This is a genomic window from Staphylococcus sp. HL28, assembly GCF_021117155.1.
Classification (GTDB): Bacteria; Bacillota; Bacilli; order Staphylococcales; family Staphylococcaceae; genus Staphylococcus; species Staphylococcus warneri.
In genome coordinates this window covers 1,641,172-1,664,593 of the sequence record NZ_CP088218.1, presented here as the reverse complement: position 1 = coordinate 1,664,593, position 23,422 = coordinate 1,641,172, and the positions used below count along the sequence as shown (strand labels likewise).

Sequence of the window (23,422 nt, the reverse complement as noted above, 5' to 3'; positions counted from 1 at the left end):
CTAAAGTCTGTATTTAATTTTAGATAAGTTCTTCAATTCATAGTTTTGAGTCTATGGTTGAAGAACTTTCAATATAAGGAGTTACACGATGGAACAATTACCAATTATTGCATTAGATTTTGAATCAGCTGATAAAGTAAATGCATTTTTAGATCAATTCGATGAACCATTATTTGTCAAAGTAGGTATGGAATTATTTTATCAAACTGGCCCTGAACTAATTAAATCTATTAAAGATAGAGGACATAGTATTTTCTTGGATTTAAAATTACATGATATTCCAAACACAGTGAGCAAAGCCATGGAAGGTTTAGCAAAGTTAGATGTGGATTTAGTCAATGTGCATGCTGCTGGTGGAAAGACAATGATGGAAGCGGCTATTAAAGGGTTACGACAACACAATAAACATACAAAAATTATTGCGGTGACCCAGTTGACTTCTACTACAGAGACGCAGTTACATGAAGAACAAAACATTCAAACGACAATTGAAGAGGCTGTATTAAATTATGCTAAGTTAAGCCAACAAGCAGGTTTAGATGGTGTGGTATGTTCACCACTTGAAGCGGAGTTAATTACTGCTCAACTAGGTAAAGATTTTATGAAGGTTACACCAGGTATTAGACCAGAAGGTTTAGCTCAAAACGATCAGAAGCGTATCACGACACCCGAGCAAGCAAAACAATTAGGCTCAACACATATTGTCGTTGGACGACCTATAACACAGAGTGATGATCCAGTTAAAAGTTATCAAATTATTAAAGAAAGTTGGTTAGGTTAAATGGCTAAAGAAATTGCAAAGGCATTATTAGATATTAAGGCAGTATCACTTTCACCCAATGATTTATTTACGTGGAGTTCAGGAATTAAATCACCTATCTATTGTGATAATCGTGTTACATTAGGATATCCACTAGTACGTAATGCGATTAGAGATGGTTTAATCAAATTAATTAACGAAAAATTTGAAGATGTAGAAGTAATATCAGGAACTGCAACAGCAGGGATTCCACACGCTGCATATATTTCAGAAAAAATGGAATTACCAATGAACTATGTGCGTTCTAAAAGTAAAAGCCATGGTAAACAAAATCAAATTGAAGGTGCGAAAAGTGAAGGGAAGAAAGTCGTTGTTATAGAAGACTTAATTTCAACTGGTGGTTCTTCAATAACAGCAGTAGATGCATTAAAAGAAAGTGGCGCAGAAGTATTAGGTGTTGTAGCAATCTTTACCTATGGATTAGCTAAAGCTGATGAAACATTTAATGAAGCGAAGATACCATTCTATACATTAAGTAATTATAATGAGTTAATTGAAGTTGCTAATGAGCAAGGGGAAATCTCTGAAGATGATATTAAGACATTAGTTGAATGGCGAGATAACTTATCATAAGATAAGTATATAGGTGGGATGACCATGAAAGAACATGAAAACGATAATGATCTATACACATCCTTAAAACATTGTAATGCATTTTTAAGTAGAGAAGAGGACTACCGTGGAGATGTATATAATGATGTTCAGAAACAAGAAACAACCATGGCTCAATTTCAGAAAGAGATGAGCCAAGATGCGTTTGTGCATTCAATTGACATATTTAAAAAAGCAAAGCAAAACCTACGTGTTAAAGGCGAGTTGTAAGTAAAATTTAGAGAAACTACATTTTCATAAGTGATAGAAATAGTTGAGCGGTGTACAGTCAATGTGTTTAAACAAAGATTGGACACCGCTCTATGTTGTATATTGTATTAACGAATAAATATTTTAGTTAATAGCCATCCAATGAGTAGAACAATTACTAATATTAATAAAGGTATAAGTACATGTGTCATGTTATGGCCTCCTTTTCACTTAGTTTAATTTTAACTGTTCATAATGATAAGTCAAAATTTATCAACTTATATGCTGAAAAAGTTTTATGAATTCACTGATTTTAAAAGGTCTATAACAGAAAATAATAGTTACACATGTTAAACTATACTAAAGAAAAATATACATACCTTTAGGGGGATTAAAATGGAAATACCAAAAATAACAACATTTTTAATGTTTAATGATCAAGCCGAAGAAGCTATCAATTTATATACAAGTTTATTTGAAGACAGTGAAATTATAACAATGGTTAAATACGATGAAGATGGGCCAGGTACTCCAGGTACTGTACAACATTCAATTTTTACACTCAATGGCCAAGTTTTTATGGCTATTGATGCAAACAATGGTGAAGAATTACCAATGAACCCAGCGATGTCACTTTATGTCACTGTTAAAGATCCTATGGAAATGGAAAGATTATTTAGTGGACTGAAAAAAGAGGGGGCCATTTTGATGCCTAAAACAGAAATGCCTCCGTATAGAGAATTTGCATGGGTACAAGATAAGTTTGGGGTCAGTTTCCAATTGGCTTTACCAGAAAAACATTAAGCTATAACATAAAAAAGCACTGATTTTAGCATTTAAAGATGCATAATCAGTGCTTTTAGTTTATTTAATTTAAACTGTCAGATTTCATTTTTTGTATATGGTCATAATCAGGCGTAGCATATAATGTTTTTTGATTATCATAAGTAACAAATCCAGGTTTAGCACCAGAAGGTTTATGCACATGGCGAATTTCTGTATAATCAACAGGAATTTGTCCAGAGTTACCTGCTTTAGAGAAATATCCGGCTAACATAGCCGCTTCTTTAATCGTTTCCTCTGACGGCGTGTCATTCAATATGACTACGTGTGAACCCGGTATATCTTTGGTATGGAACCATATATGATTTTTTTGTGCTTTTTTATTTGTAAGGTAATCATTCTGTTTGTTGTTTTTACCAACTAGAATAGTGTCGCCATCTGATGATATATACGATTGTAATTGGATTTTAGCATTTTTCTTCTTCTTCACATTTTTACGTTGCTTCATAAATCCTTGGTCTGCTAATTCGTCACGAATATCATCAATTTCATTGACAGTAATATGTTCAAGTTGTTGTTCGATCCCTTTAAAGTAATCAATATTTTCTTTAGTCAATTGTAATTGATGTTGAAGTTCATGTTCACGTGTCTTCATACGATTATATTGTCTGTAATAATATTGTGCGTTTACCGATGGAGATTTAGTTGGATTGAGAGGAATAGTGATTTCCTCATTATTATAATAATTAAGAACAGTTACGGATTCATCACCTTGTTTGATACGATAAATATTAGCGGTAATTAATTCACCATAGAGTTGGTAGTTATCTTTATCTTTTGTACCTTCGTATTCTTGTAACAATTTACTTAATTTATTTTGATATTTATGAAGTTGTTGTTGAACGAATCGAACTAAATCATTAGCACGTTGTTTGACACGTTCACGTTCACCTCGCGCATCATAATAGCGATCGAGTAATTCATTGAGTGATTCATAGGTAACCATATCATCATAAAATTGATTTAACGTCATGAAATAGAAATCTTCTTTTCCTGATTGATGATTTTTATGAAACACAGGCGTAGGAGCTTCAAGCGTTTCAGCCATCACTTCATCATATGCTTCTGGTAAGGTGTCAGGCGTCATGAACTGACGTCGACTTACAATTTCATTTGTAATTAGAGGACTGAAACCTTCAAATGTATTAAGTAACTGTTTGGCAATTTTACCTGCATTAAAATCGATATATTTTAAAACTTCTTCACCTGATACATCATAAGGGTTAAGTTTATGTTGTGTAGGTGGGGCTTCGTATTTAAATCCAGGCATAACTGTACGGTATTGATTTGTATTCGGTGTAAGATGCTTAAATCCTTCGAGAATTTTTCGTTCATCATCTACTAAGATTAAGTTACTGTGTTTGCCCATAATCTCTAAAATAATAGTGCGGTGTATGGTATCACCGATTTCATCTTTACTTTGTACATCGATTTCAACTCTTCTGTCATTACCAATTTGACGAATAGCTTTAATAATGCCACCTTCTAAATGCTTACGAAAGACACGTGCAAACATTGGGGGATCAAATGGATTATCATATTTTTTATTCGTTAATTGTAATCTAGAGAAGCTAGGATGTATGGATAAAAGTAATTGATGATTTTGACGATTTTGGCGAACAACGATGATGATTGTGTCATTTTCTGGTTGATTAATTTTATGGATTCGTCCAGTAACTAAATCTTGTAAAGAAGTCACCATCTTTTTTGTAAATAGGCCATCATATGCCATAATTATCTGCCACCTTCATTTTATTCATTCTCATAATTGTAACATGCATCGTGCTAATGGTCATACATCGTGTTCCAAACTTTGAATAATTGAAAAATGAGGATAACTGCTCAAAGTATCTCTATACAATTTCAAGTGCAATATGATATCATATTTAAATAATAGAAGAATAGCTTAGAGAGGTCGTAAGGCATGGATAATGAAAAAGGATTGTTAATTGTTCTTTCAGGTCCTTCTGGTGTTGGTAAGGGAACTGTTAGAAAAAAAATATTTGAAGATCCAAACACTTCATATAAGTATTCTATATCGATGACAACTCGTAGCATGCGCGAGGGAGAAGTTGATGGTGTAGATTACTTTTTCAAGACGAAAGAAGAGTTTGAAGCATTAATAAAAGATGATCAATTTATTGAATATGCCGAGTATGTAGGTAATTACTATGGGACGCCTGTTCAATATGTTAGAGATACAATGGACCAAGGACATGATGTATTTTTAGAAATTGAAGTCGAAGGTGCAAAACAAGTTAGAAAGAAATTCCCTGAAGCATTATTTATTTTCCTTGCTCCACCAAGTCTTGATGATTTAAGAGATCGTTTAGTTGGTAGAGGCACTGAATCAGATGAGAAAATTCAAAGCCGTGTTGCCGAAGCACGTAAAGAAGTAGAAATGATGAACTTATACGATTATGTAGTGGTTAACGACGAAGTAGAATTAGCTAAAAACAAAATTCAGTCTATTGTCGAAGCTGAGCACCTTAAACGTGAACGTATAGAAGCTAAATATAGAAAAATGATACTGGAGGCTAAAAAATAATGTTAAACCCACCTTTAAACCAATTAACAGGTAAGATTACATCTAAATATCTTATCGCAACGACTGCCGCAAAAAGAGCTCGTGAATTAGACGAAAGACCAGAAACAGCTTTAGAAAGTAAATATCATTCAGCTAAACCTGTAGGTAAAGCTTTAGAAGAAATTGCGGATGGCAAAGTATCACCAGTTATCCCGAAAGAATTTTTAGGATAATCATATACAAATGTGTGACACACCTTTTTGAAGATATTTCATTACAAACTTGTGATGGATATATCATGTAGATGAGGTGTGTTTTTTTAATATTAGCGGTAATTTGTGTATAATTAATATAAATTTGAACATAAAACGAATATAAATGGTGTGAATCCTAATTTAAAGAAATGAATTAAGTGAAATGAGAATGTTTTAAGGAGAAATTGATAATGAAACATATTTTATTAGCAGTAACAGGCGGTATTGCAGCATATAAAGCAATTGATTTAACAAGTAAACTCACTCAAGCTGGTTACGAAGTGCGTGTTATGCTCTCAAATCATGCACAAGAATTTGTAACGCCATTGGCTTTTCAGTCTATAAGTAAAAATCCAGTATATACAAACACCTTTAAAGAAGAGAATCCTCAAGAAATTCAACATGTGGCATTGGGTGATTGGGCAGATGTCATTATTGTTGCACCAGCAACTGCAAATACAATAGCGAAGTTAAGTGTTGGTATTGCAGACGATATGATTACGTCAACATTATTAGCCACAGAAACACAAACGTTTATTGCGCCTGCCATGAATGTACATATGTATGAAAATAAGCGAACGCAACATAATATAGAAATACTCAAAGCAGATGGTTATCAATTTATAGAGCCAGGTGATGGGTACTTAGCGTGTGGATATGTTGCTAAAGGAAGAATGGAAGAGCCTTTACAAATTGTTTCAGTCATCAATCAATATTTCCATAAACAAGAGGGTCGAGTGGAAAGTTCATTTAATGGCAAACACGCATTAGTTACTGCAGGCCCAACGATTGAAGTCATTGATCCTGTTAGATTTGTATCTAATCGCTCCTCTGGGAAAATGGGGTTTGCTATTGCTAATGCACTAAAAAAACGTGGCGCACATGTCACGTTAGTAACTGGTCCGACTCAATTGTCAGACCCTGAAGGTATCGAGGTTATTCATGTTGAAAGCGCAGAAGAGATGTTTCAGGAAACTGTTAAACGATATGATATGCAGGATATTGTTGTTAAAGCTGCTGCAGTCTCAGATTATACGCCTTCTGAAGTTCTAGATCATAAAATGAAAAAGCAAGATGGTGATTTAACTGTAAAATTCAAACGAACACAAGATATACTTAAATATCTTGGTGAGCATAAGACAAATCAATATTTAGTTGGTTTTGCAGCAGAAACGCAGAATATTGAAAAGTATGCTCAAGATAAATTAAAACGAAAAAATGCAGATGTGATTATTTCCAATAATGTAGGTGACCACTCAATTGGATTCAGTTCAGATGAAAATGAATTAACAATGCATTTTAAAAATCAAGATATGATTAATATTAAGAAAGGCAAAAAAGTTGAAATTGCCAACGATATTTTAGACGAATTAGAAACTAGGTGGCAATAATGATAGCTAAGGTTATTGTGGACATACCTTCCAAAAGCGTCGACTTTAAGTTTGACTATATCATTCCCGAACGATTGCAATCATTTGTTCAAGTAGGTGTGCGAGTGATTGTGCCCTTTGGTCCGAGAACAATACAAGGTTATGTAATGAGTATTCAAAGTCAACCTGATGAAGATATTGATGTCGGTAAGCTAAAGGAAATTAAAGAAATTCAAGATATTAAACCAGAGTTAACGCCTGAGTTAATTGAACTTAGTGAATGGCTCAGTCATTATCATTTAACGAAACGTATATCTGTTTTAGAAGTGATGTTACCGAATGCAATTAAAGCTAAATATCAAAAGGCTTTTGAAGTTCTTAAAGGTAATGATGTACCTGAACCACTTTTAAAACGGTTTAATAAGGAAGGTTATTATTTCTATAAAGATGCTCAAAAAAATGATGATTTAGAAGCACTGAATGATTTACTGAAGCAAGACATCATAAAAGAAATAACAATTTTGTCGCAAAATATTAAAAAGAAAACACAACGTGCCGTTAAAGTGACAGAAATAGGAAATCCGGATGAGGTGCTTAATCATTTGGAAAAATCTATTAAACAATATGATTTATATGCTTACCTATTAGACGAGCGTCATAGAGATGTATTTTTAAAAGAAATTGAAGAAATGGGATTCTCTAAATCGAGTTTAGATACCCTCATTAAGAAGGGATACTTGGAAAAATATGATGCTGAAATAGAAAGAGATCCATTTGCGAATCGAATTTTTGAGAAAGAAGATAATCGTCAATTAACACATGACCAACAAATCGCTTTTGATGCAATCAAAGAGAAAATTGATGCCAACGAAGAAAGAACCTTTTTGTTACATGGTGTGACAGGTTCTGGAAAAACAGAGGTCTATTTACAAGCAATTGAATCAGCCTTAAATCAAGGGAAACAAGCTATGATGCTTGTACCTGAAATTGCTTTAACACCTCAAATGGTATTAAGAGTCAAACGTCGTTTTGGTGATGATGTTGCTGTATTACATTCAGGTTTATCAAATGGAGAGCGATACGATGAATGGCAAAAAATTCGTGATGGACGTGCACAAGTTAGTGTCGGTGCACGCTCTAGTATATTTGCGCCATTTAAAAACTTAGGACTAATTATCATCGATGAAGAACATGAGTCTACATATAAACAAGAAGATTATCCAAGATATCATGCTAGAGATATTGCCCAATGGAGAAGCCGTTATCACCATTGCCCCGTGATTTTAGGTAGTGCGACACCAAGTTTAGAATCATATGCGCGTGCTGAAAAAGATGTTTATCAATTACTATCATTACCACATCGAGTGAACAATCAAGCATTACCAGAAATTGATATTGTAGACATGCGTGAAGAACTTGCGGAAGGTAACCGTTCGATGTTCTCATCAACGTTAAGAGATGCGATTCAACATTGTTTAGATAATAATGAACAAATTGTATTATTCTTAAATCGAAGAGGCTATGCTTCATTTATGTTATGCCGTGATTGTGGTCATGTACCACAATGTCCAAACTGTGATATTTCTTTAACGTATCATAAGACCACGGATTTACTGAAATGTCACTATTGCGGGTACCAAGAAACACCACCTAATCAATGTCCTAATTGTGAAAGTGAACATATTAGACAAGTTGGTACAGGAACACAAAGAGTGGAAGAATTATTACAACAAGAATTTGAAGAGGCAAAAATTATACGAATGGATGTCGATACAACTTCTCGTAAAGGTGCCCATGAAAAGTTACTTACTGATTTTGAGAATGGTAAAGGTGATATACTTTTAGGCACACAAATGATTGCCAAAGGATTAGACTATCCAAATATCACTCTTGTTGGGGTGCTCAATGCAGATACTATGCTCAATTTACCTGATTTCAGAGCGAGTGAACGAACCTACCAATTATTAACACAAGTGGCAGGTCGTGCTGGTCGACATGAAAAAGAAGGTAAAGTAATTATTCAAACATATAATCCAGAGCATTATGCAATTGAAGATGTTAAGAAAAATGATTATTTAACGTTTTATCAACAAGAGATGACTTATCGCAAACTAGGAAAATATCCGCCTTATTACTTTTTAATTAACTTCACGATTTCACATAAAGAAATGAAAAAAGTAATGGAAGCTTCTAAGCATATTCATAAAATCCTATTACAACACCTTACAAATCAAGCGCTTGTTTTAGGGCCGTCACCTGCAGCACTATCTAGAATCAATAATGAGTATCGTTTCCAAATTTTAGTTAAATACAAACGAGAGCCTGAACTTCATAAAGCACTTCAATATTTAGACGATTACTATCATGAGCAATATGTTAAGGACAAATTAGCATTAAAAATCGATATTAATCCGCAAATGATGATGTAAAAAAAGCCATTGTGTGACATAAAGATGACACACAATGGCTTTTCCATTAGGTAACAATGTAGAATTACATTGTCACATTACCGTTTTCATCTGCTGGTTTGAATAATGTTAAAATAGCACTAATAATTGCTAATATATGAGGAATTGCTGTCCAACAGAATAAGATGTGTAAGATGCCTTGCATCGTTTTACCAGCATAGAATTTATGAATTCCAAAGCTTCCTAAAAATACTGCTAGTAAAATGTAAATGACTTTATTGACTTCCATAATTGTTACACCTCACTTTAAGTAAATTTTAAATAAATGATTTTGAAAGACTTTTCTATTTTCAAAACATACTACTCATTTATATTTTATAAAATATAATATTAAAGTCAAAGACATTGACCTCATTCTTTAGTCTGATTAAGAGAGGTCGCAATTTTGTGCTAATTAAGTTATAATGGTTTGATGAATTTTAATGAGGAGCGTTAAATGTGTCAGTAAAAAAATTAGTAAAATCAGAGCATCCAATTTTTAATCAACCTGCAAATCCAGTAGAACATTTCGATGATCAATTAAAGCAAACGTTAATGGATATAGAAGATAGTCTATACGCTTTGGAAGGGTCTGCACTTTGTGCTAATCAGATTGGCATTAATCAACAAGTGGCGATTGTGGATATGGAAATGGAAGGATTGCTACAGCTGATTAACCCGAAAATTAAAAATCAATCCGACGAAACAATTACTGATTTAGAAGGGTCTGTCAGTTTGCCAAATGTGTTTGGTGAAGTTGAACGTAGTAAAATGATTATTGTAGAAAGTAATGATGTTAATGGCAACACTGTTGAACTTACAGCATATGATGATGTAGCTAGAATGATTTTACATACGATAGATCAACTCAATGGCATATTTTTCACAGAAAAGGCTAAACGTATATTAAGTGAAGAAGAAATGGAGGCGTATTTCGAATATGAGTAAAATAATTTTTATGGGGACACCTGATTTTTCGACAAAAGTATTAGAAATGCTTATCGCAGAACAAGAAGTAGTTGCAGTTGTAACGCAACCAGATAGACCAGTAGGTAGAAAACGCGTTATGACACCACCACCTGTTAAAAAGGTAGCATTAGAACATGATATACCGGTATATCAACCTGAAAAAATAAAGGATTCTGAGGAATTACAAACTTTATTAGACATGGATGCTGATTTAATTGTTACAGCTGCATTTGGACAAATATTACCTGAATCTTTATTAGATTCACCTAAATTAGGTGCTATTAATGTGCATGCATCATTATTACCTAAATATCGTGGCGGTGCACCGATTCATCAAGCGATTATTGATGGTGAAAAAGAAACAGGTATTACGATAATGTATATGGTAAAAAAATTAGACGCTGGAAACATTATTTCACAACGTGCAATTGCAATTGAACAAGATGATAATGTTGGTTCTATGCATGATAAGCTAAGCTTTTTAGGTGCTGATTTACTTAAAGAAACTTTACCGTCTATCTTAGATGGTACAAACGATAGTATTGTTCAAGATGAAGCTCAAGCTTCATTTGCTTCTAATATTAGTCGTGAAGATGAAAAAATTGATTGGAACCAAGATGCAAAGGTAATTCATAATCATATTCGTGGTTTGTCTCCTTGGCCAGTAGCTTATACCATCATGGATGATAAAAATTTAAAAATATATAGTGCGCACATCGTTTCTGGTAAAAAAGGTGAACCTGGAACGATTGTTGAAACGACTAAGAAAGCGATTATCGTAGCAACAGCTTCAGAAGAATGCATTGCTTTAACTGATATACAATTAGCCGGTAAAAAACGTATGCTAGTAGCAAATTATTTAAGTGGTGTTCAAGAATCACTAGTTGGGAAGAAATTAGTATGACAAATTCGATAAGAGGTCTCGCATTTGAGACGATACAAGCTATATTAGATGAAGGTGCATATAGTAACCTAGAAATTAACGAGGTGCTATCTACTTATGAGATTAGTGATTTAGATAAAGGTCTTTTCACTGAACTTGTATATGGTACAGTGAAACGCAAATATACGTTAGATTTTTATTTGAAGCCTTTCTTAAAAACTAAGATAAAAGGTTGGGTACGTGAATTACTATGGATGAGTATCTATCAATATGTATATTTAGATAAGGTGCCAGATCATGCCATTATTAATGAAGCGGTTGAGATTGCCAAAGAAGAAGGTGGCTATTATACCGGCAATGTAGTTAATGGTATTCTACGTACAATTATGAGAAGTGAATTACCTGATATTCAAGATATACAAGATGATAAAAAACGTATCGCAATTCAATATAGTTTACCCAAATGGCTTGTTGATCATTGGGTAACGCATTACGGTTTAGACCAAACAGAAGCCATTGCACAGTCATTTTTAGAACCTGTAGCGACAACTGTAAGAGCCAATATTACGAGAGGTTCTATTGATGATATTATTAGTGCATTAGAAAAAGAAAGTTATATTGTTGATAGAGATGATGTTTTACCATTCTGTCTCCATATTTCGGGTAAACCGATTATCAATTCAAGAGCGTTTAAAGATGGGTTAGTTTCAATCCAAGATAAAAGCTCTATGTTTGTTGCACATATTATGGGTTTAAATAGAAATGACTCAGTCCTAGATGCATGTAGTGCACCTGGAGGTAAAGCATGTCACATAGCCGAAATTTTATCTCCGGAAGGCCATGTGGATGCAACGGATATTCATGACCATAAGATTAAATTAATAGATTTCAATATAAGAAAACTTAGATTGAAAAATATTGAAGCTTATCAACATGATGCTACAGAACCATATGATAAGCAGTATGACAAAATTCTAGTAGATGCACCTTGTAGTGGTTTTGGTGTATTAAGACATAAACCTGAAATAAAATATACGCAGTCAAAAAATTCTATACAATCATTAGTTGAATTGCAGTTACAAATATTGGAGAATGTTAAGCACAATGTGAAGCCAGGTGGCTCAATTATTTATTCAACATGTACGATTGAACAAATGGAAAACGAAAATGTCGTTTATACATTCTTAAAACAAAATAAAGATTTCGAGTTTGAACCATTCCAACATCCAATGACTGGTGAAATGGTGAAAACATTACAAGTATTCCCCCAAGACTACCACTCAGATGGATTCTTTATCACTAGAATTAAAAGAAAGGAAAGTTAATATGATTACTGAAAAAAAGAAAAAGAAAAATAAATTCCTTCCTGATTTTGAGAAGCAGTCTATTTATTCATTAAGATATGATGAAATGCAAGATTGGCTCATCGAACATGGCCAACAGAAGTTTAGAGCAAAACAAATATATGAATGGTTATACCAAAAACGTGTTGATAGCATTGATGAAATGACAAATTTATCAAAAGATTTAAGACAACTTTTAAAAGATAATTTTGCTATGACAACATTAACTACAGTGGTTAAACAAGAAAGTAGAGACGGTACAATTAAATTCTTATTTGAATTGCAAGATGGCTATACAATTGAAACGGTATTAATGCGTCATGAATATGGGAATTCTGTATGTGTAACAACACAAGTAGGTTGTCGTATCGGTTGTACATTTTGTGCCTCAACATTAGGTGGATTAAAGCGTAATTTAGAAGCTGGTGAAATTGTTTCACAGGTACTTACTGTACAAAAGGCTTTAGATGAAACAGAAGAACGCGTTTCTCAAATTGTTATTATGGGTATCGGAGAACCATTTGAAAATTATGATGAAATGATGGATTTCTTACGTATTGTCAATGATGACAATAGTTTAAATATTGGTGCACGTCATATAACTGTATCAACATCAGGTATTATTCCTAGAATCTATGATTTTGCAGAAGAAGATATTCAAATTAACTTTGCCGTAAGTTTACATGGTGCAAAAGATGAAGTGCGTTCTAGATTAATGCCAATCAACAGAGCGTATAATGTTGAAAAGTTAATGGAAGCAATTGAATATTATCAAGAGAAGACGAATCGTCGAATTACATTTGAATATGGATTATTCGGTGGTGTTAATGATCAATTGGAACATGCAAGAGATCTAGCACATCTTATTAAAGGGTTAAATTGTCACGTGAATTTAATTCCTGTAAACCATGTTCCTGAAAGAAATTATGTTAAAACACCTAAAGATGACATTTTTAAATTTGAAAAAGAGTTAAAACGTTTAGGAATCAATGCTACAATAAGACGTGAACAAGGGTCAGATATTGATGCAGCATGTGGTCAATTAAGAGCGAAGGAACGACAAGTAGAAACGAGGTAAGAGCAATGCTAAATGCACAATTTTTCACTGATACTGGACAACATAGAGATAAGAATGAAGATGCAGGTGGTATTTTTTATAACCAAACCAACCAACAAATGTTAGTATTGTGTGATGGTATGGGTGGTCATAGAGCTGGTGAAATTGCAAGTCAGTTTGTTACTTATGAACTACAAAAACGTTTTGAATCAGAAAACTTAATCGAAGAGCATCAAGCTGAAGAATGGTTGCGTACAAATATTAAAGATATCAATTTTGATTTGTACAATTATGCCCAAGAAAACCCTGATTATTATGGTATGGGAACGACTTGTGTTTGTGCGTTGGTATTTGATAAAACAGTTGTCGTTGCCAATGTGGGTGATTCACGTGCATATGTTATAAACAGTAGACAAATCGATCAAATTACGAGTGATCACTCATTTGTTAATCATTTAGTGATGACAGGTCAAATCACAGAAGAAGAAGCCTATCGTCACCCTCAAAGAAATATTATTACAAAAGTCATGGGCACTGATAAGCGAGTGGCACCAGATCTATTTATTAAGCGTTTAAAATTTTATGATTTCTTACTGTTATGCTCTGATGGATTAACAGATTATGTTAGAAATGAAGAAATTCAAGAGGAATTAAAACAAGACGCATCATTGGAAGATCATGGTGAACGTATTATGCGTATAGCATTCGCTCATGATTCAAAAGATAATATCAGCTTTATCTTATCTGCTATCGAAGGTGATAGAGTATGATTGATAAACTCATTAATGAACGATACAAAGTCATCGATAAACTTGGTGGAGGGGGGATGAGTATTGTCTATCTTGCTGAAGATCTTATTCTTAAACGCAAGGTAGCTATCAAAGCAATTTCTATACCTCCAAGAGAAAAGGAAGAAACACTGCGTCGATTTGAAAGAGAAGTTCATAATTCATCACAATTAGCACATAAAAATATTGTGAGCATGTATGATGTAGCTGAAGAGGACGACTGTTACTTTTTAGTGATGGAATATATCGAAGGCCCAACATTGTCTGAATATATTCAAAATCATGGACCCTTAAGTGTAGAGACTGCAATCCAATTTACACAACAAGTTCTTGAAGGTATCAAACATGCACATGATAATAGAATTGTACATAGAGATATTAAACCGCAAAATATTCTCATTGATAAAAATAAAACACTTAAAATCTTTGATTTTGGAATTGCTAAAGCCATTAGTGAAACATCATTGACGCAAACAAACCATGTGCTTGGTACGGTACAATATCTATCACCCGAACAAGCTAAAGGTGAGTCGACTAACGAAGGCACTGATATATACTCAATAGGTATTGTACTCTATGAAATGCTTGTTGGTGAACCACCATTTAATGGTGAAACAGCAGTAAGTATTGCCATTAAACATATTCAAGACACGATTCCCAATATCACTACAGAAAAGCGTGAAGAGGTACCACAAGCATTGAGTAACGTTGTACTCAAAGCAACGGAAAAAGATAGAGCCGATAGATATCATACTATTCAACAAATGCGTGATGATTTAAGTAGTGTGTTACACGAAAATCGCTCCAATGAAGCAAAATATGAGTTAGATCAAACGAAAACAAAGACAATGGCATTTTCAAAAGATGAAATCTCTAAAAAAATTGATGATACACCAAAAGAAAAAAACATCGAAGAGACGATGCAAATTCCAATTATGGATCAACAAGTCAATCATCAACAATTTCAAAGTATGGAGAGCCCAATTTATGAGCCACCTCGTAAAAAAAGCTCTAAGAAAAAGAAATTTTTATTTGCGTTTATTTTCGCGTTATTGTTAATTGGTTTAATTGCCTTTGTAAGCATGGCTGTATTCGGTAGTAAATATGAAGAAATGCCGGACATATCAGGCAAAACTGAAAAGCAATCTGAGAAAATATTAAAAAATCATCATTTAAAACTTGGAGATATTTCAAGAGAGTATAGTGATAAATATCCTGAAAACCAAGTGATTAAGTCACGACCAAGTAAGGGTGAACGTGTAGAACGTGGTGACAAAATTGATATTGTTTTATCAAAAGGCCCTGAAATGGTCAAAATGCCAAGTGTCGTTGGATTATCAAAAAATGAAGCGCTGAATAAACTTGAAAAAGTAGGACTTAAAGACGTTGCAGTTGAACAGACCTATAATGCAAATACGCCAAAAGGTTATATTGCAAACCAAAATGTTGCTGCTAATAAACAAGTAAAATTAAATGATCATAATATAAAAATTTATGAATCACTAGGTGTTAGACAAGTTTACGTTAGTAATTATGAAAATAAATCATATTCTACAGCTAAAAAAGCACTTGAATCAAAAGGATTTAAAGTTAAAGTTTCTGAAACGTATAGTGATAGTGTCAAAAAGAACAATGTTATCTCACAATCACCTAAGAGTAAATCCATTGATGAAGGTTCTACAATTTCATTAGTGGTTTCAAAAGGTAAAGAATCAGATTCGGATGACGAAAAATCTAAGGACGATGATTCCGATGACGCTTCAGCTAAAGACGTGAAAAATTACAATGAATCTGTTGAAGTACCTTACTCTGGTAAAAAAGGAAAAAGTCAAAAAGTAGAAGTTTACATTCGAGATAAAGATAATGATGGTTCTAAGGCAATACAATCATTTGAAATTAAGGATGATAAATCTATCAATATTCCAATGAAAATCCAAAAAGGGAAAACAGCTGGTTATACAATCAGAGTAGATAATAAAGTAGTTGCAGATAAAGATGTAGGATACGATGATTAAATATTTAAAATATAATACTGTAGGTAAGGCGATGAGTTGATGACGATACTCATCGTCTTTTTTAAACATAGAAAGATATATAAATAGTTATGATTTTGATATACTAATAACAGTAAAATAAAATTGAGAGGTGTCCTTTTGAAGACTGGTCGAATTGTAAAATTGATAAGTGGTGTTTATCAAGTTGATGTGAACGGCACTAGGTTTAATACCAAGCCTCGTGGCTTATTTAGAAAAAAGAAATTTTCACCAATCGTTGGCGATATCGTTGACTTTGATGTTCAAAATGAAACGGAAGGTTACATCCAGCATGTTCATGAAAGAGAGAATGCTTTAAAAAGACCACCTGTCAGTAATATTGATACATTAGTTATAGTCATGAGTGCGGTTGAACCACAGTTTTCTACCCAATTGTTAGATAGATTCTTAGTCATAGCACATTCATATGGTTTAGACTCTAGAATATTAGTTACCAAAAAAGATATGGCTGACGATAATCAAATTGAAAAAATCAATAGTTATTTGGCAATATATGAAGAAATAGGTTATCCAACCCAATTCGTTGGTATCAATGATGATCAACATGCTTTGGTAGAAGAATGGGGAGAAGGTTTAATTGTATTAAGTGGTCAATCCGGTGTTGGTAAATCAACATTTTTAAATCGTTTTAAACCAGAACTAAATCTTGATACAAACGATATTTCAAAATCTTTGAATCGCGGTAAACATACAACAAGACATGTTGAACTACATGAAACAATAAATGGATTTATTGCGGATACACCTGGGTTTAGTGCATTAGATTTTGATCATATTGATAAAGACGAACTTAAAGATTACTTTATCGAAATCGCACAATATGGCGAACAATGTAAGTTCCGTAATTGTAATCATTTGAAGGAACCCAAATGTAATGTCAAAGAAGAATTAGATGTTGGAAATATCGCTCAATTTAGATATGAACATTATTTACAGTTATTCAATGAAATTTCAGAAAGAAAGGTACGATATTAAATGACAAAAGTATTACCTTCATTATTATCAATAGATTTTTTAAATTTAAAGGATGAATTAGTTAAGCTTGAAGAAGCAGGTGTAGATGGCTTACATTTTGATGTGATGGATGGACAATTTGTGCCAAATATTTCCATTGGCATACCTATCCTAGATGCGGTTCGACAACAATCAAAGTTACCAATTGATGTTCATTTGATGATTGAAAATCCAGAACAGTATATTGAATTATTTGCAGATCATGGAGCAGACTTAATTTCTGTTCATTTAGAAGCGACTGCACATATCCACAGAGCGATTGAACAAATTAAAAATAAAGGTAAAAAAGCCGGCGTGGTGATTAATCCAGGAACACCTGTAAGCCAAATTTTACCTATTATCAATACGGTAGACTACGTTTTAATTATGACAGTGAATCCTGGATTTGGTGGCCAATCATTTATTGAAGATTGTGTAGATAAAGTATTGGAATTAAATACTTTAAAAAATGAGAAGCAACTCACTTTTGATATTGAAGTTGATGGCGGAATAAATGCTGAGACTGCCGAAATTTGTGTTAAAAATGGTGCTACGATGTTAGTGACAGGTTCATACTTCTTCAAACAAGATGATTATAAAGCAGTTACACAAAATTTAAAGGGCTGATTGAAATGAAAATCAATTTATTGTGCTCAGATAGACATATCCCAAAAGATCTATTTCAACATCATAATCAAGAAGTATGGGCTGGTATAGATAGGGGAGCATTGATTTTAATTCAGAATCAAATTGACCCTGTTTTCTCTGTGGGGGATTTTGATTCTGTTAATAAACAAGAGCGTCAACTTTTAGCAGCACAATTGAATATTCATCCTGTTAAAGCTGAAAAAGATGATACAGATTTAGGATTAGGTGTTGCTCAAGCTGTTGAAGAAGGGTATCAAGATATTCATATTTATGGTGCCACTGGTGGCCGGTTAGATCATTTTATGGGTGTCGTTCAAATTTTGTTAAAATCAGAATATATTAATAAAGGCATCAATTTTAAAATAATAGATGAGCAAAATGAAATTATATTACTGACATCCGGTATGCACGCTATATCACCACATACTCAATATCAATATGTTTCCTTTATACCAGTGAGTGGAGAACCGGTATTAACGTTAGCAGGATTTAAATATAATTTGGATAAGGAAAAGTTAGTAAGGGGATCTACATTAACTATATCTAATGAAGTTGAAAGTCCAAATGCCAAAATCGAAATTCAGAATGGACTTGTGTTACAAATTAGAAGTAAAGATTTGTAGTATAAAAAAAGAACTTAAAGGATATCCTTTAAGTTCTTTTAAAATATGTCCTCCACATAAGGACTATTTATATGTGCATTATATTTATTAAACTCTAGTAACTTTACCAGATTTTAAAGCACGTGCAGAAACCCAAACTTTTTTAGGTTTTCCGTCAACAAGAATTCTAACTTTTTGAAGGTTAGCGTTCCATCTGCGTTTGTTCGCATTTAAAGCGTGTGAACGATTATTACCAGTCGAAGCTTTACGACCTGTTACGTAACATTGTTTACCCATGAAAGTACCTCCTTTAATAAATATAAATACACGTCACTACTTATATACTTTATTAAGATACCACAATTATTTATGATTAGCAATAAATAGTTATATAAATCATGAATTATATACGCAAACGCTTGATAAATTATGATATAATTGTAAGCTGTGGAGTAATATAGTATGATACTTTAAAGAAATAGGAAATTTAAACATTAAAAATTCAAACGAATTAGTAATAATAATTAATGCAGACTAGCAAAGAGATTGCTTATCTATATAAGTTAAGAAACACACAACTTTAATTTTCAGGAGGAATATTAATATGACATTAGAAATTTCAAATGATTACGGTAAAATTGATATTTCGAATGAAGTCATCGCCTCAGTTGTAGGTGGAAAAGCTGTTGAATGTTACGGCATTGTTGGTATGGCATCTAGACAACAAGTAAGAGATGGCATCGCAGAAATTTTAGGCCATGAGAATTATGCAAGAGGCATCAAAGTTCGTGAAGAGGACGGAAATGTTGATATAGACATGTATATTATAGTAAGTTATGGTGTGAAAATTTCAGAGGTGGCGAACAATGTTCAGTCAACTGTTAAATATACATTAGAGTCAACACTTAATGTAAAAGTGAATTCAGTTAATATCTTTGTACAAGGTGTTAGATTAAACCAAACGGGCAAAAAGATTTAGGAGGACAACGTGAAATGATTAGCAAAATCAATGGTAAATTATTTGCCGATATGATTATACAAGGGGCACAAAATTTATCTAATAATGCAGATTTAGTGGATTCGCTTAATGTATATCCAGTTCCAGATGGAGATACAGGGACAAATATGAATCTCACAATCACTTCTGGTCGTGAAGAGGTTGAAAATAATTTATCTCAAAACATTGGAGAACTAGGCAAAACATTCTCTAAAGGTTTATTAATGGGTGCAAGAGGGAACTCTGGCGTTATTTTATCTCAATTATTTAGAGGATTCTGTAAAAATATCGAGACAGAATCTGAAATTGATGCACAACAGTTAGCTGAAAGTCTTCAAGCAGGTGTTGAGACAGCTTACAAGGCTGTAATGAAACCAGTTGAGGGGACAATCTTAACCGTTGCTAAAGATGCAGCCCAAGCAGCAATGGATAAAGCTGAGTCATCAAAAGACTGTGTTGAAATCATGGAAGCAACGATTGAAGCTGCTAAAAAATCATTAGACAATACACCAAATTTACTTGCAGTACTTAAAGAAGTAGGCGTTGTAGATAGTGGTGGTAAAGGACTATTATCTGTTTATGAAGGATTTTTAAAAGGTCTAAATGGCGAATCGGTTGAAGCTAGTAAACCTAAATTAGATACAGATACATTAGTTAATGACGAGCATGATTTCCATGGTGTTATTAATACAGAAGATATTGTTTATGGATATTGTACTGAAATGATGGTTCGTTTTGGTAAAGACAAGAAAGAATTTAAAGAAGATGAATTCCGTCAAGATATGAGCGAATTTGGAGATTCGTTATTAGTGATTAATGATGATGAAATTGTGAAAGTCCACGTTCATACAGAGTATCCTGGACAAGTATTTAATTATGGTCAACAATACGGTGAATTAATTAAACTTAAAGTTGAAAATATGAGAGAGCAACACCGCGAAGTGATTAAAAAAGAGGCAAATAATCATAAAAATGATGAGCCACAAACTGTAGAAACAGCTATTATTACTATTTCTATGGGAGATGGAATCTCAGATTTATTTAAATCAATGGGTGCTACACATATTATCAGTGGTGGGCAAACAATGAACCCGTCTACAGAGGATATAGTAAAAGTCATAGAACAATCAAAATGTAAGCGTGCGATTATATTACCTAATAATAAAAATATTTTAATGGCAAGTGAACAAGCAGCAGAAATCGTTGATGCAGAAGCAGTAGTGATTCCTACTAAGTCTGTTCCTCAAGGTATTGCAGCTTTATTCCAATATGACGAAGGTTCTTCATTAGAAGATAATAAGAGTCATATGGTTACAGCATTAGATGTCGTTAAATCTGGTTCGGTAACATTTGCGGTTAGAGACACTAAAATTGATGGCGTTGAAATTAAAAAAGATGAATTTATGGGTCTTGCAGAAGATAAAATCATAACTAGCGATGCTGATCAATTTACAGCTACTAAACAATTACTAGAATCAATGCTTTCTGAAGATAGCGAGATTTTAACAATTATTGCTGGTGAGGATGCAAATCAACAAACAACAGACCAACTTGTCGAATGGATAGAATCTACGTATCCAGATGTTGAAATTGAAAATCATAATGGTCAACAACCTATTTATCAGTATTTATTTGCTGTTGAATAAACATATTTAATGAATAAGACGAGATTGAAAGTATACTCAGAATGATACTCTGACTACTTCTATCTCGTTTTATTTTTGTTAATGATCAATTAACAATAGAAAATCAATAAGTAATTGTCTATAAAATGATTATGTTAACTAAAATGCATCAATGCGTTTTAATCTACCAATGGCGGAACTAAATGGTAGAATGAATGTATTATTTAAATGAAGTAACATATTAAAGATTAATACATAATAAGGTGATCGAATATGGCGAAAGTCAATTTAATAGAAAGTCCTTATCCTTTGAATCAAATTAAAGGGATAGGAACAAAGCGTTTAGCAGTATTACAAGAATTAAATATTAATACTGTAGAAGATCTTATACTATATTTACCAACGCGATATGAGGATAATACTGTAATAGATTTAAACGAGGCAGAAGACCAAAGTACTGTAACTGTTCAAGGTGAAGTTTATTCCTCACCAACAGTAGCATTTTTTGGTAGAAACAAATCTAAACTAACCGTACATATTATGGTAAATCAAATAGCAGTCAAATGCGTCTTTTTTAATCAACCTTATTTAAAAAAGAAAATTGAATTACATGGTACTGTGACTGTTAAAGGAAAATGGAATCGTTCAAAACAAGAAATAAACGGCAATAGAATGTTCTTTAATCAACAGGAAAATCTTAACGATACACAATTAGAGCCTGTTTACCGTATTAAAGAAGGTATTAAACAAAAACAATTGCGTGATCATATACGTCAGTCTTTAAATGATGTGGTGATACATGAGTGGTTATCAGATGAGTTAAGAAATAAGTATAAATTAGAGACTTTAGAATTTACACTTAACCATTTACATCATCCTCAAGGTAAGCAAGACTTATTTAGAGCAAGACGTACTTATGCATTTACAGAATTATTTATGTTTGAATTACGCATGCAATGGTTGAATCGTTTAGAAAAGGCGTCAGACGATGCCATAGAAATTGAGTATGATATCCAAAAGGTAAAAGCATTTATTGATAGTCTACCGTTCGAATTAACGGATGCCCAAAAGACGAGTGTTAATGAAATATTTAGAGATTTAAAAGCACCTATTCGCATGCATAGATTATTACAAGGAGATGTAGGATCAGGCAAAACGGTTGTAGCTGCAATTTGTATGTATGCTTTAAAAACAGCAGGATATCAATCAGCACTTATGGTACCTACAGAAATACTTGCAGAACAACATGCTGAAAGTTTAATTCAATTATTTGGTGACACAATGAATGTTGCTTTATTAACAGGTTCAGTAAAAGGGAAAAAGCGTCGTGTTTTATTGGAACAACTTGAAAATGGAACAATTGATTGTTTAATAGGGACACATGCTTTAATACAAGACGATGTTACCTTTGATAATGTAGGTTTAGTGATTACAGATGAACAACATCGTTTCGGGGTGAATCAACGTCAACGATTAAGAGAAAAAGGTGCAATGACTAATGTCTTGTTTATGACAGCGACACCTATTCCTAGAACTTTAGCAATATCAGTATTTGGAGAAATGGACGTTTCATCTATTAAACAGTTACCTAAAGGTAGAAAACCGATTATTACGAGTTGGGCAAAGCATGAACAATACGAACAAGTGTTAACTCAAATGACAAGTGAACTTAAAAAAGGAAGACAGGCATATGTTATTTGTCCGCTTATTGAGAGCTCGGAACATTTAGAAGATGTACAGAACGTGGTAGAACTATTTGAATCTTTACAACAATATTATGGTGAGCGCAAAGTAGGTTTATTACACGGTAAACTAAGCAATGAAGAAAAAGATGAAGTCATGCACCGTTTTAGTGAACATGAGATTGATATCTTGGTATCAACAACAGTAGTAGAAGTAGGCGTAAACGTACCCAATGCCACTTTTATGATGATTTATGATGCGGATCGCTTTGGGTTATCAACTTTACATCAATTACGTGGACGAGTAGGAAGAAGCGAACATCAAAGTTATTGTGTATTGATTGCTTCACCAAAAACTGAAACTGGAATCGAAAGAATGACAATTATGACTCAAACAACAGATGGATTTGAATTGAGTGAACGAGATTTAGAAATGCGGGGACCTGGCGATTTCTTCGGTGTAAAGCAAAGTGGTTTACCAGATTTCTTAGTTGCGAACATTGTGGAAGATTATCGAATGTTAGAAGTAGCAAGAGACGAAGCTGGTGAATTAATTCAATCGGGTGAATTTTTCAATTCCAATTATGATAATCTCAGACATTTTATTGAAGATAATTTACTTGATATGAGCTTTGATTGATAGAATGCTTCCTTTCAAAATGAGGAATTTAATTAGCAATAAATAAATTTATATATGTATTATAGTTAATTGTTGAGGG

At 33.1% G+C, this 23,422-nt stretch carries 23 protein-coding genes; 20 read left to right on the top strand and 3 right to left on the bottom strand.

Translation table 11 applies throughout. The features are described 5' to 3' along the window. Positions 1-88 precede the first annotated feature (88 nt). The 4 genes from pyrF to LPC11_RS07940 all read left to right on the top strand — a co-directional run bounded on the left by pyrF (position 89) and on the right by LPC11_RS07940 (position 2,425). Positions 89-781 carry an orotidine-5'-phosphate decarboxylase gene (pyrF, locus tag LPC11_RS07955; RefSeq protein ID WP_023375142.1) on the top strand — a complete coding sequence of 231 codons (693 nt, stop codon included), beginning with the start codon at positions 89-91 and terminating at the stop codon, positions 779-781. Then, positions 782-1,393, top strand: a complete 612-nt coding sequence (pyrE, locus tag LPC11_RS07950; RefSeq protein WP_023375143.1) for an orotate phosphoribosyltransferase — start codon at positions 782-784, stop codon at positions 1,391-1,393. It begins immediately after the preceding gene. A 24-nt stretch (positions 1,394-1,417) separates the two neighbouring features. After that, positions 1,418-1,642, top strand: coding sequence for a hypothetical protein (locus tag LPC11_RS07945; RefSeq protein ID WP_231307208.1), 225 nt, complete (start codon positions 1,418-1,420; stop codon positions 1,640-1,642). A gap of 375 nt (positions 1,643-2,017) precedes the next feature. Continuing rightward, a complete protein-coding gene (locus LPC11_RS07940) occupies positions 2,018-2,425 on the top strand; it encodes a VOC family protein (protein ID WP_002450601.1) in 408 nt (135 codons plus the stop codon). A gap of 64 nt (positions 2,426-2,489) precedes the next feature. Here LPC11_RS07940 and LPC11_RS07935 read toward each other — a convergent pair whose 3' ends face one another. Next, positions 2,490-4,196, bottom strand: a complete 1,707-nt coding sequence (locus LPC11_RS07935; protein ID WP_023375145.1) for an Rqc2 family fibronectin-binding protein — start codon at positions 4,194-4,196, stop codon at positions 2,490-2,492. A gap of 192 nt (positions 4,197-4,388) precedes the next feature. On the opposite strand from LPC11_RS07935, the gene gmk reads away from it, so the two are divergent. From gmk to priA, 4 genes are all read left to right on the top strand, one after another. After that, on the top strand, positions 4,389-5,012 hold the full coding sequence (gmk, locus tag LPC11_RS07930; protein ID WP_002466189.1) for a guanylate kinase: 624 nt from the start codon (positions 4,389-4,391) through the stop codon (positions 5,010-5,012). After that, positions 5,012-5,224, top strand: coding sequence for a DNA-directed RNA polymerase subunit omega (rpoZ, locus tag LPC11_RS07925; RefSeq protein ID WP_023375146.1), 213 nt, complete (start codon positions 5,012-5,014; stop codon positions 5,222-5,224). Before gmk ends, rpoZ begins: the two co-directional genes overlap by 1 nt. A gap of 212 nt (positions 5,225-5,436) precedes the next feature. Beyond that, positions 5,437-6,636 (top strand): bifunctional phosphopantothenoylcysteine decarboxylase/phosphopantothenate--cysteine ligase CoaBC, encoded by a 1,200-nt coding sequence (gene coaBC / locus LPC11_RS07920; protein WP_023375147.1) that lies wholly within the window; start codon positions 5,437-5,439, stop codon positions 6,634-6,636. Continuing rightward, on the top strand, positions 6,636-9,044 hold the full coding sequence (gene priA / locus LPC11_RS07915) for a primosomal protein N' (RefSeq protein WP_114599395.1): 2,409 nt from the start codon (positions 6,636-6,638) through the stop codon (positions 9,042-9,044). The genes coaBC and priA overlap by 1 nt, the downstream gene beginning before the upstream one ends. Positions 9,045-9,108: 64 nt before the next feature. On the opposite strand, the gene LPC11_RS07910 is transcribed toward priA, so the two are convergent. Then, positions 9,109-9,312, bottom strand: a complete 204-nt coding sequence (locus LPC11_RS07910) for a TM2 domain-containing protein (protein WP_023375149.1) — start codon at positions 9,310-9,312, stop codon at positions 9,109-9,111. A gap of 209 nt (positions 9,313-9,521) precedes the next feature. On the opposite strand from LPC11_RS07910, the gene LPC11_RS07905 reads away from it, so the two are divergent. From LPC11_RS07905 to LPC11_RS07865, 9 genes are all read left to right on the top strand, one after another. After that, the gene (locus tag LPC11_RS07905; protein ID WP_023375150.1) at positions 9,522-10,010 is read left to right on the top strand and encodes a peptide deformylase; all 489 of its coding nucleotides are present in this window, start codon (positions 9,522-9,524) and stop codon (positions 10,008-10,010) included. Then, positions 10,003-10,935: a methionyl-tRNA formyltransferase gene (fmt, locus tag LPC11_RS07900; RefSeq protein WP_023375151.1), complete on the top strand. Its 933-nt coding sequence runs from the start codon at positions 10,003-10,005 to the stop codon at positions 10,933-10,935. The genes LPC11_RS07905 and fmt overlap by 8 nt, the downstream gene beginning before the upstream one ends. Beyond that, entirely contained in the window at positions 10,932-12,239 is a 1,308-nt protein-coding gene (gene rsmB, locus LPC11_RS07895; protein WP_023375152.1) for a 16S rRNA (cytosine(967)-C(5))-methyltransferase RsmB, read from the top strand. Before fmt ends, rsmB begins: the two co-directional genes overlap by 4 nt. Position 12,240: 1 nt before the next feature. After that, a complete protein-coding gene (gene rlmN, locus LPC11_RS07890; protein WP_023375153.1) occupies positions 12,241-13,335 on the top strand; it encodes a dual-specificity RNA methyltransferase RlmN in 1,095 nt (364 codons plus the stop codon). Positions 13,336-13,340: 5 nt separating this feature from the next. Further along, a complete protein-coding gene (locus tag LPC11_RS07885; protein ID WP_023375154.1) occupies positions 13,341-14,084 on the top strand; it encodes a Stp1/IreP family PP2C-type Ser/Thr phosphatase in 744 nt (247 codons plus the stop codon). Next, the gene (gene pknB, locus LPC11_RS07880) at positions 14,081-16,117 is read left to right on the top strand and encodes a Stk1 family PASTA domain-containing Ser/Thr kinase (protein ID WP_023375155.1); all 2,037 of its coding nucleotides are present in this window, start codon (positions 14,081-14,083) and stop codon (positions 16,115-16,117) included. The genes LPC11_RS07885 and pknB overlap by 4 nt, the downstream gene beginning before the upstream one ends. Before the next feature lie 138 nt (positions 16,118-16,255). Continuing rightward, positions 16,256-17,131, top strand: a complete 876-nt coding sequence (gene rsgA / locus LPC11_RS07875) for a ribosome small subunit-dependent GTPase A (RefSeq protein ID WP_107566237.1) — start codon at positions 16,256-16,258, stop codon at positions 17,129-17,131. Beyond that, positions 17,132-17,776: a ribulose-phosphate 3-epimerase gene (rpe, locus tag LPC11_RS07870; RefSeq protein ID WP_023375157.1), complete on the top strand. Its 645-nt coding sequence runs from the start codon at positions 17,132-17,134 to the stop codon at positions 17,774-17,776. It abuts the gene before it with no gap. A gap of 5 nt (positions 17,777-17,781) precedes the next feature. Beyond that, positions 17,782-18,420 (top strand): thiamine diphosphokinase, encoded by a 639-nt coding sequence (locus LPC11_RS07865; protein ID WP_023375158.1) that lies wholly within the window; start codon positions 17,782-17,784, stop codon positions 18,418-18,420. A gap of 87 nt (positions 18,421-18,507) precedes the next feature. Here LPC11_RS07865 and rpmB read toward each other — a convergent pair whose 3' ends face one another. Then, a complete protein-coding gene (gene rpmB, locus LPC11_RS07860) occupies positions 18,508-18,696 on the bottom strand; it encodes a 50S ribosomal protein L28 (protein WP_002435210.1) in 189 nt (62 codons plus the stop codon). A gap of 307 nt (positions 18,697-19,003) precedes the next feature. Here rpmB and LPC11_RS07855 point away from each other — a divergent pair, with 307 nt between their 5' ends. The 3 genes from LPC11_RS07855 to recG all read left to right on the top strand — a co-directional run bounded on the left by LPC11_RS07855 (position 19,004) and on the right by recG (position 23,343). Then, the gene (locus tag LPC11_RS07855) at positions 19,004-19,378 is read left to right on the top strand and encodes an Asp23/Gls24 family envelope stress response protein (protein ID WP_002466916.1); all 375 of its coding nucleotides are present in this window, start codon (positions 19,004-19,006) and stop codon (positions 19,376-19,378) included. A gap of 14 nt (positions 19,379-19,392) precedes the next feature. After that, the gene (fakA, locus tag LPC11_RS07850; protein WP_023375159.1) at positions 19,393-21,042 is read left to right on the top strand and encodes a fatty acid kinase catalytic subunit FakA; all 1,650 of its coding nucleotides are present in this window, start codon (positions 19,393-19,395) and stop codon (positions 21,040-21,042) included. Between the two features lie 252 nt (positions 21,043-21,294). Further along, the gene (recG, locus tag LPC11_RS07845; RefSeq protein WP_231307207.1) at positions 21,295-23,343 is read left to right on the top strand and encodes an ATP-dependent DNA helicase RecG; all 2,049 of its coding nucleotides are present in this window, start codon (positions 21,295-21,297) and stop codon (positions 23,341-23,343) included. Positions 23,344-23,422 lie beyond the last annotated feature (79 nt).

Excerpts from the sequence above, each read along its gene's own strand:
- rlmN (WP_023375153.1), top strand. The coding sequence starts at position 12,241 with ATGATTACTGAAAAAAAGAAAAAGAAAAATAAATTCCTTCCTGATTTT.
- LPC11_RS07940 (WP_002450601.1), top strand. The coding sequence starts at position 2,018 with ATGGAAATACCAAAAATAACAACATTTTTAATGTTTAATGATCAAGCC.
- LPC11_RS07945 (WP_231307208.1), top strand. The coding sequence starts at position 1,418 with ATGAAAGAACATGAAAACGATAATGATCTATACACATCCTTAAAACAT.
- rpoZ (WP_023375146.1), top strand. The coding sequence starts at position 5,012 with ATGTTAAACCCACCTTTAAACCAATTAACAGGTAAGATTACATCTAAA.
- LPC11_RS07865 (WP_023375158.1), top strand. The coding sequence starts at position 17,782 with ATGAAAATCAATTTATTGTGCTCAGATAGACATATCCCAAAAGATCTA.
- pyrE (WP_023375143.1), top strand. The coding sequence starts at position 782 with ATGGCTAAAGAAATTGCAAAGGCATTATTAGATATTAAGGCAGTATCA.
- LPC11_RS07910 (WP_023375149.1), bottom strand. The coding sequence starts at position 9,312 with ATGGAAGTCAATAAAGTCATTTACATTTTACTAGCAGTATTTTTAGGA.
- fmt (WP_023375151.1), top strand. The coding sequence starts at position 10,003 with ATGAGTAAAATAATTTTTATGGGGACACCTGATTTTTCGACAAAAGTA.
- rpmB (WP_002435210.1), bottom strand. The coding sequence starts at position 18,696 with ATGGGTAAACAATGTTACGTAACAGGTCGTAAAGCTTCGACTGGTAAT.
- priA (WP_114599395.1), top strand. The coding sequence starts at position 6,636 with ATGATAGCTAAGGTTATTGTGGACATACCTTCCAAAAGCGTCGACTTT.
- coaBC (WP_023375147.1), top strand. The coding sequence starts at position 5,437 with ATGAAACATATTTTATTAGCAGTAACAGGCGGTATTGCAGCATATAAA.
- LPC11_RS07935 (WP_023375145.1), bottom strand. The coding sequence starts at position 4,196 with ATGGCATATGATGGCCTATTTACAAAAAAGATGGTGACTTCTTTACAA.
- recG (WP_231307207.1), top strand. The coding sequence starts at position 21,295 with ATGGCGAAAGTCAATTTAATAGAAAGTCCTTATCCTTTGAATCAAATT.
- gmk (WP_002466189.1), top strand. The coding sequence starts at position 4,389 with ATGGATAATGAAAAAGGATTGTTAATTGTTCTTTCAGGTCCTTCTGGT.
- pyrF (WP_023375142.1), top strand. The coding sequence starts at position 89 with ATGGAACAATTACCAATTATTGCATTAGATTTTGAATCAGCTGATAAA.
- LPC11_RS07855 (WP_002466916.1), top strand. The coding sequence starts at position 19,004 with ATGACATTAGAAATTTCAAATGATTACGGTAAAATTGATATTTCGAAT.
- pknB (WP_023375155.1), top strand. The coding sequence starts at position 14,081 with ATGATTGATAAACTCATTAATGAACGATACAAAGTCATCGATAAACTT.
- rpe (WP_023375157.1), top strand. The coding sequence starts at position 17,132 with ATGACAAAAGTATTACCTTCATTATTATCAATAGATTTTTTAAATTTA.
- LPC11_RS07885 (WP_023375154.1), top strand. The coding sequence starts at position 13,341 with ATGCTAAATGCACAATTTTTCACTGATACTGGACAACATAGAGATAAG.
- fakA (WP_023375159.1), top strand. The coding sequence starts at position 19,393 with ATGATTAGCAAAATCAATGGTAAATTATTTGCCGATATGATTATACAA.
- rsmB (WP_023375152.1), top strand. The coding sequence starts at position 10,932 with ATGACAAATTCGATAAGAGGTCTCGCATTTGAGACGATACAAGCTATA.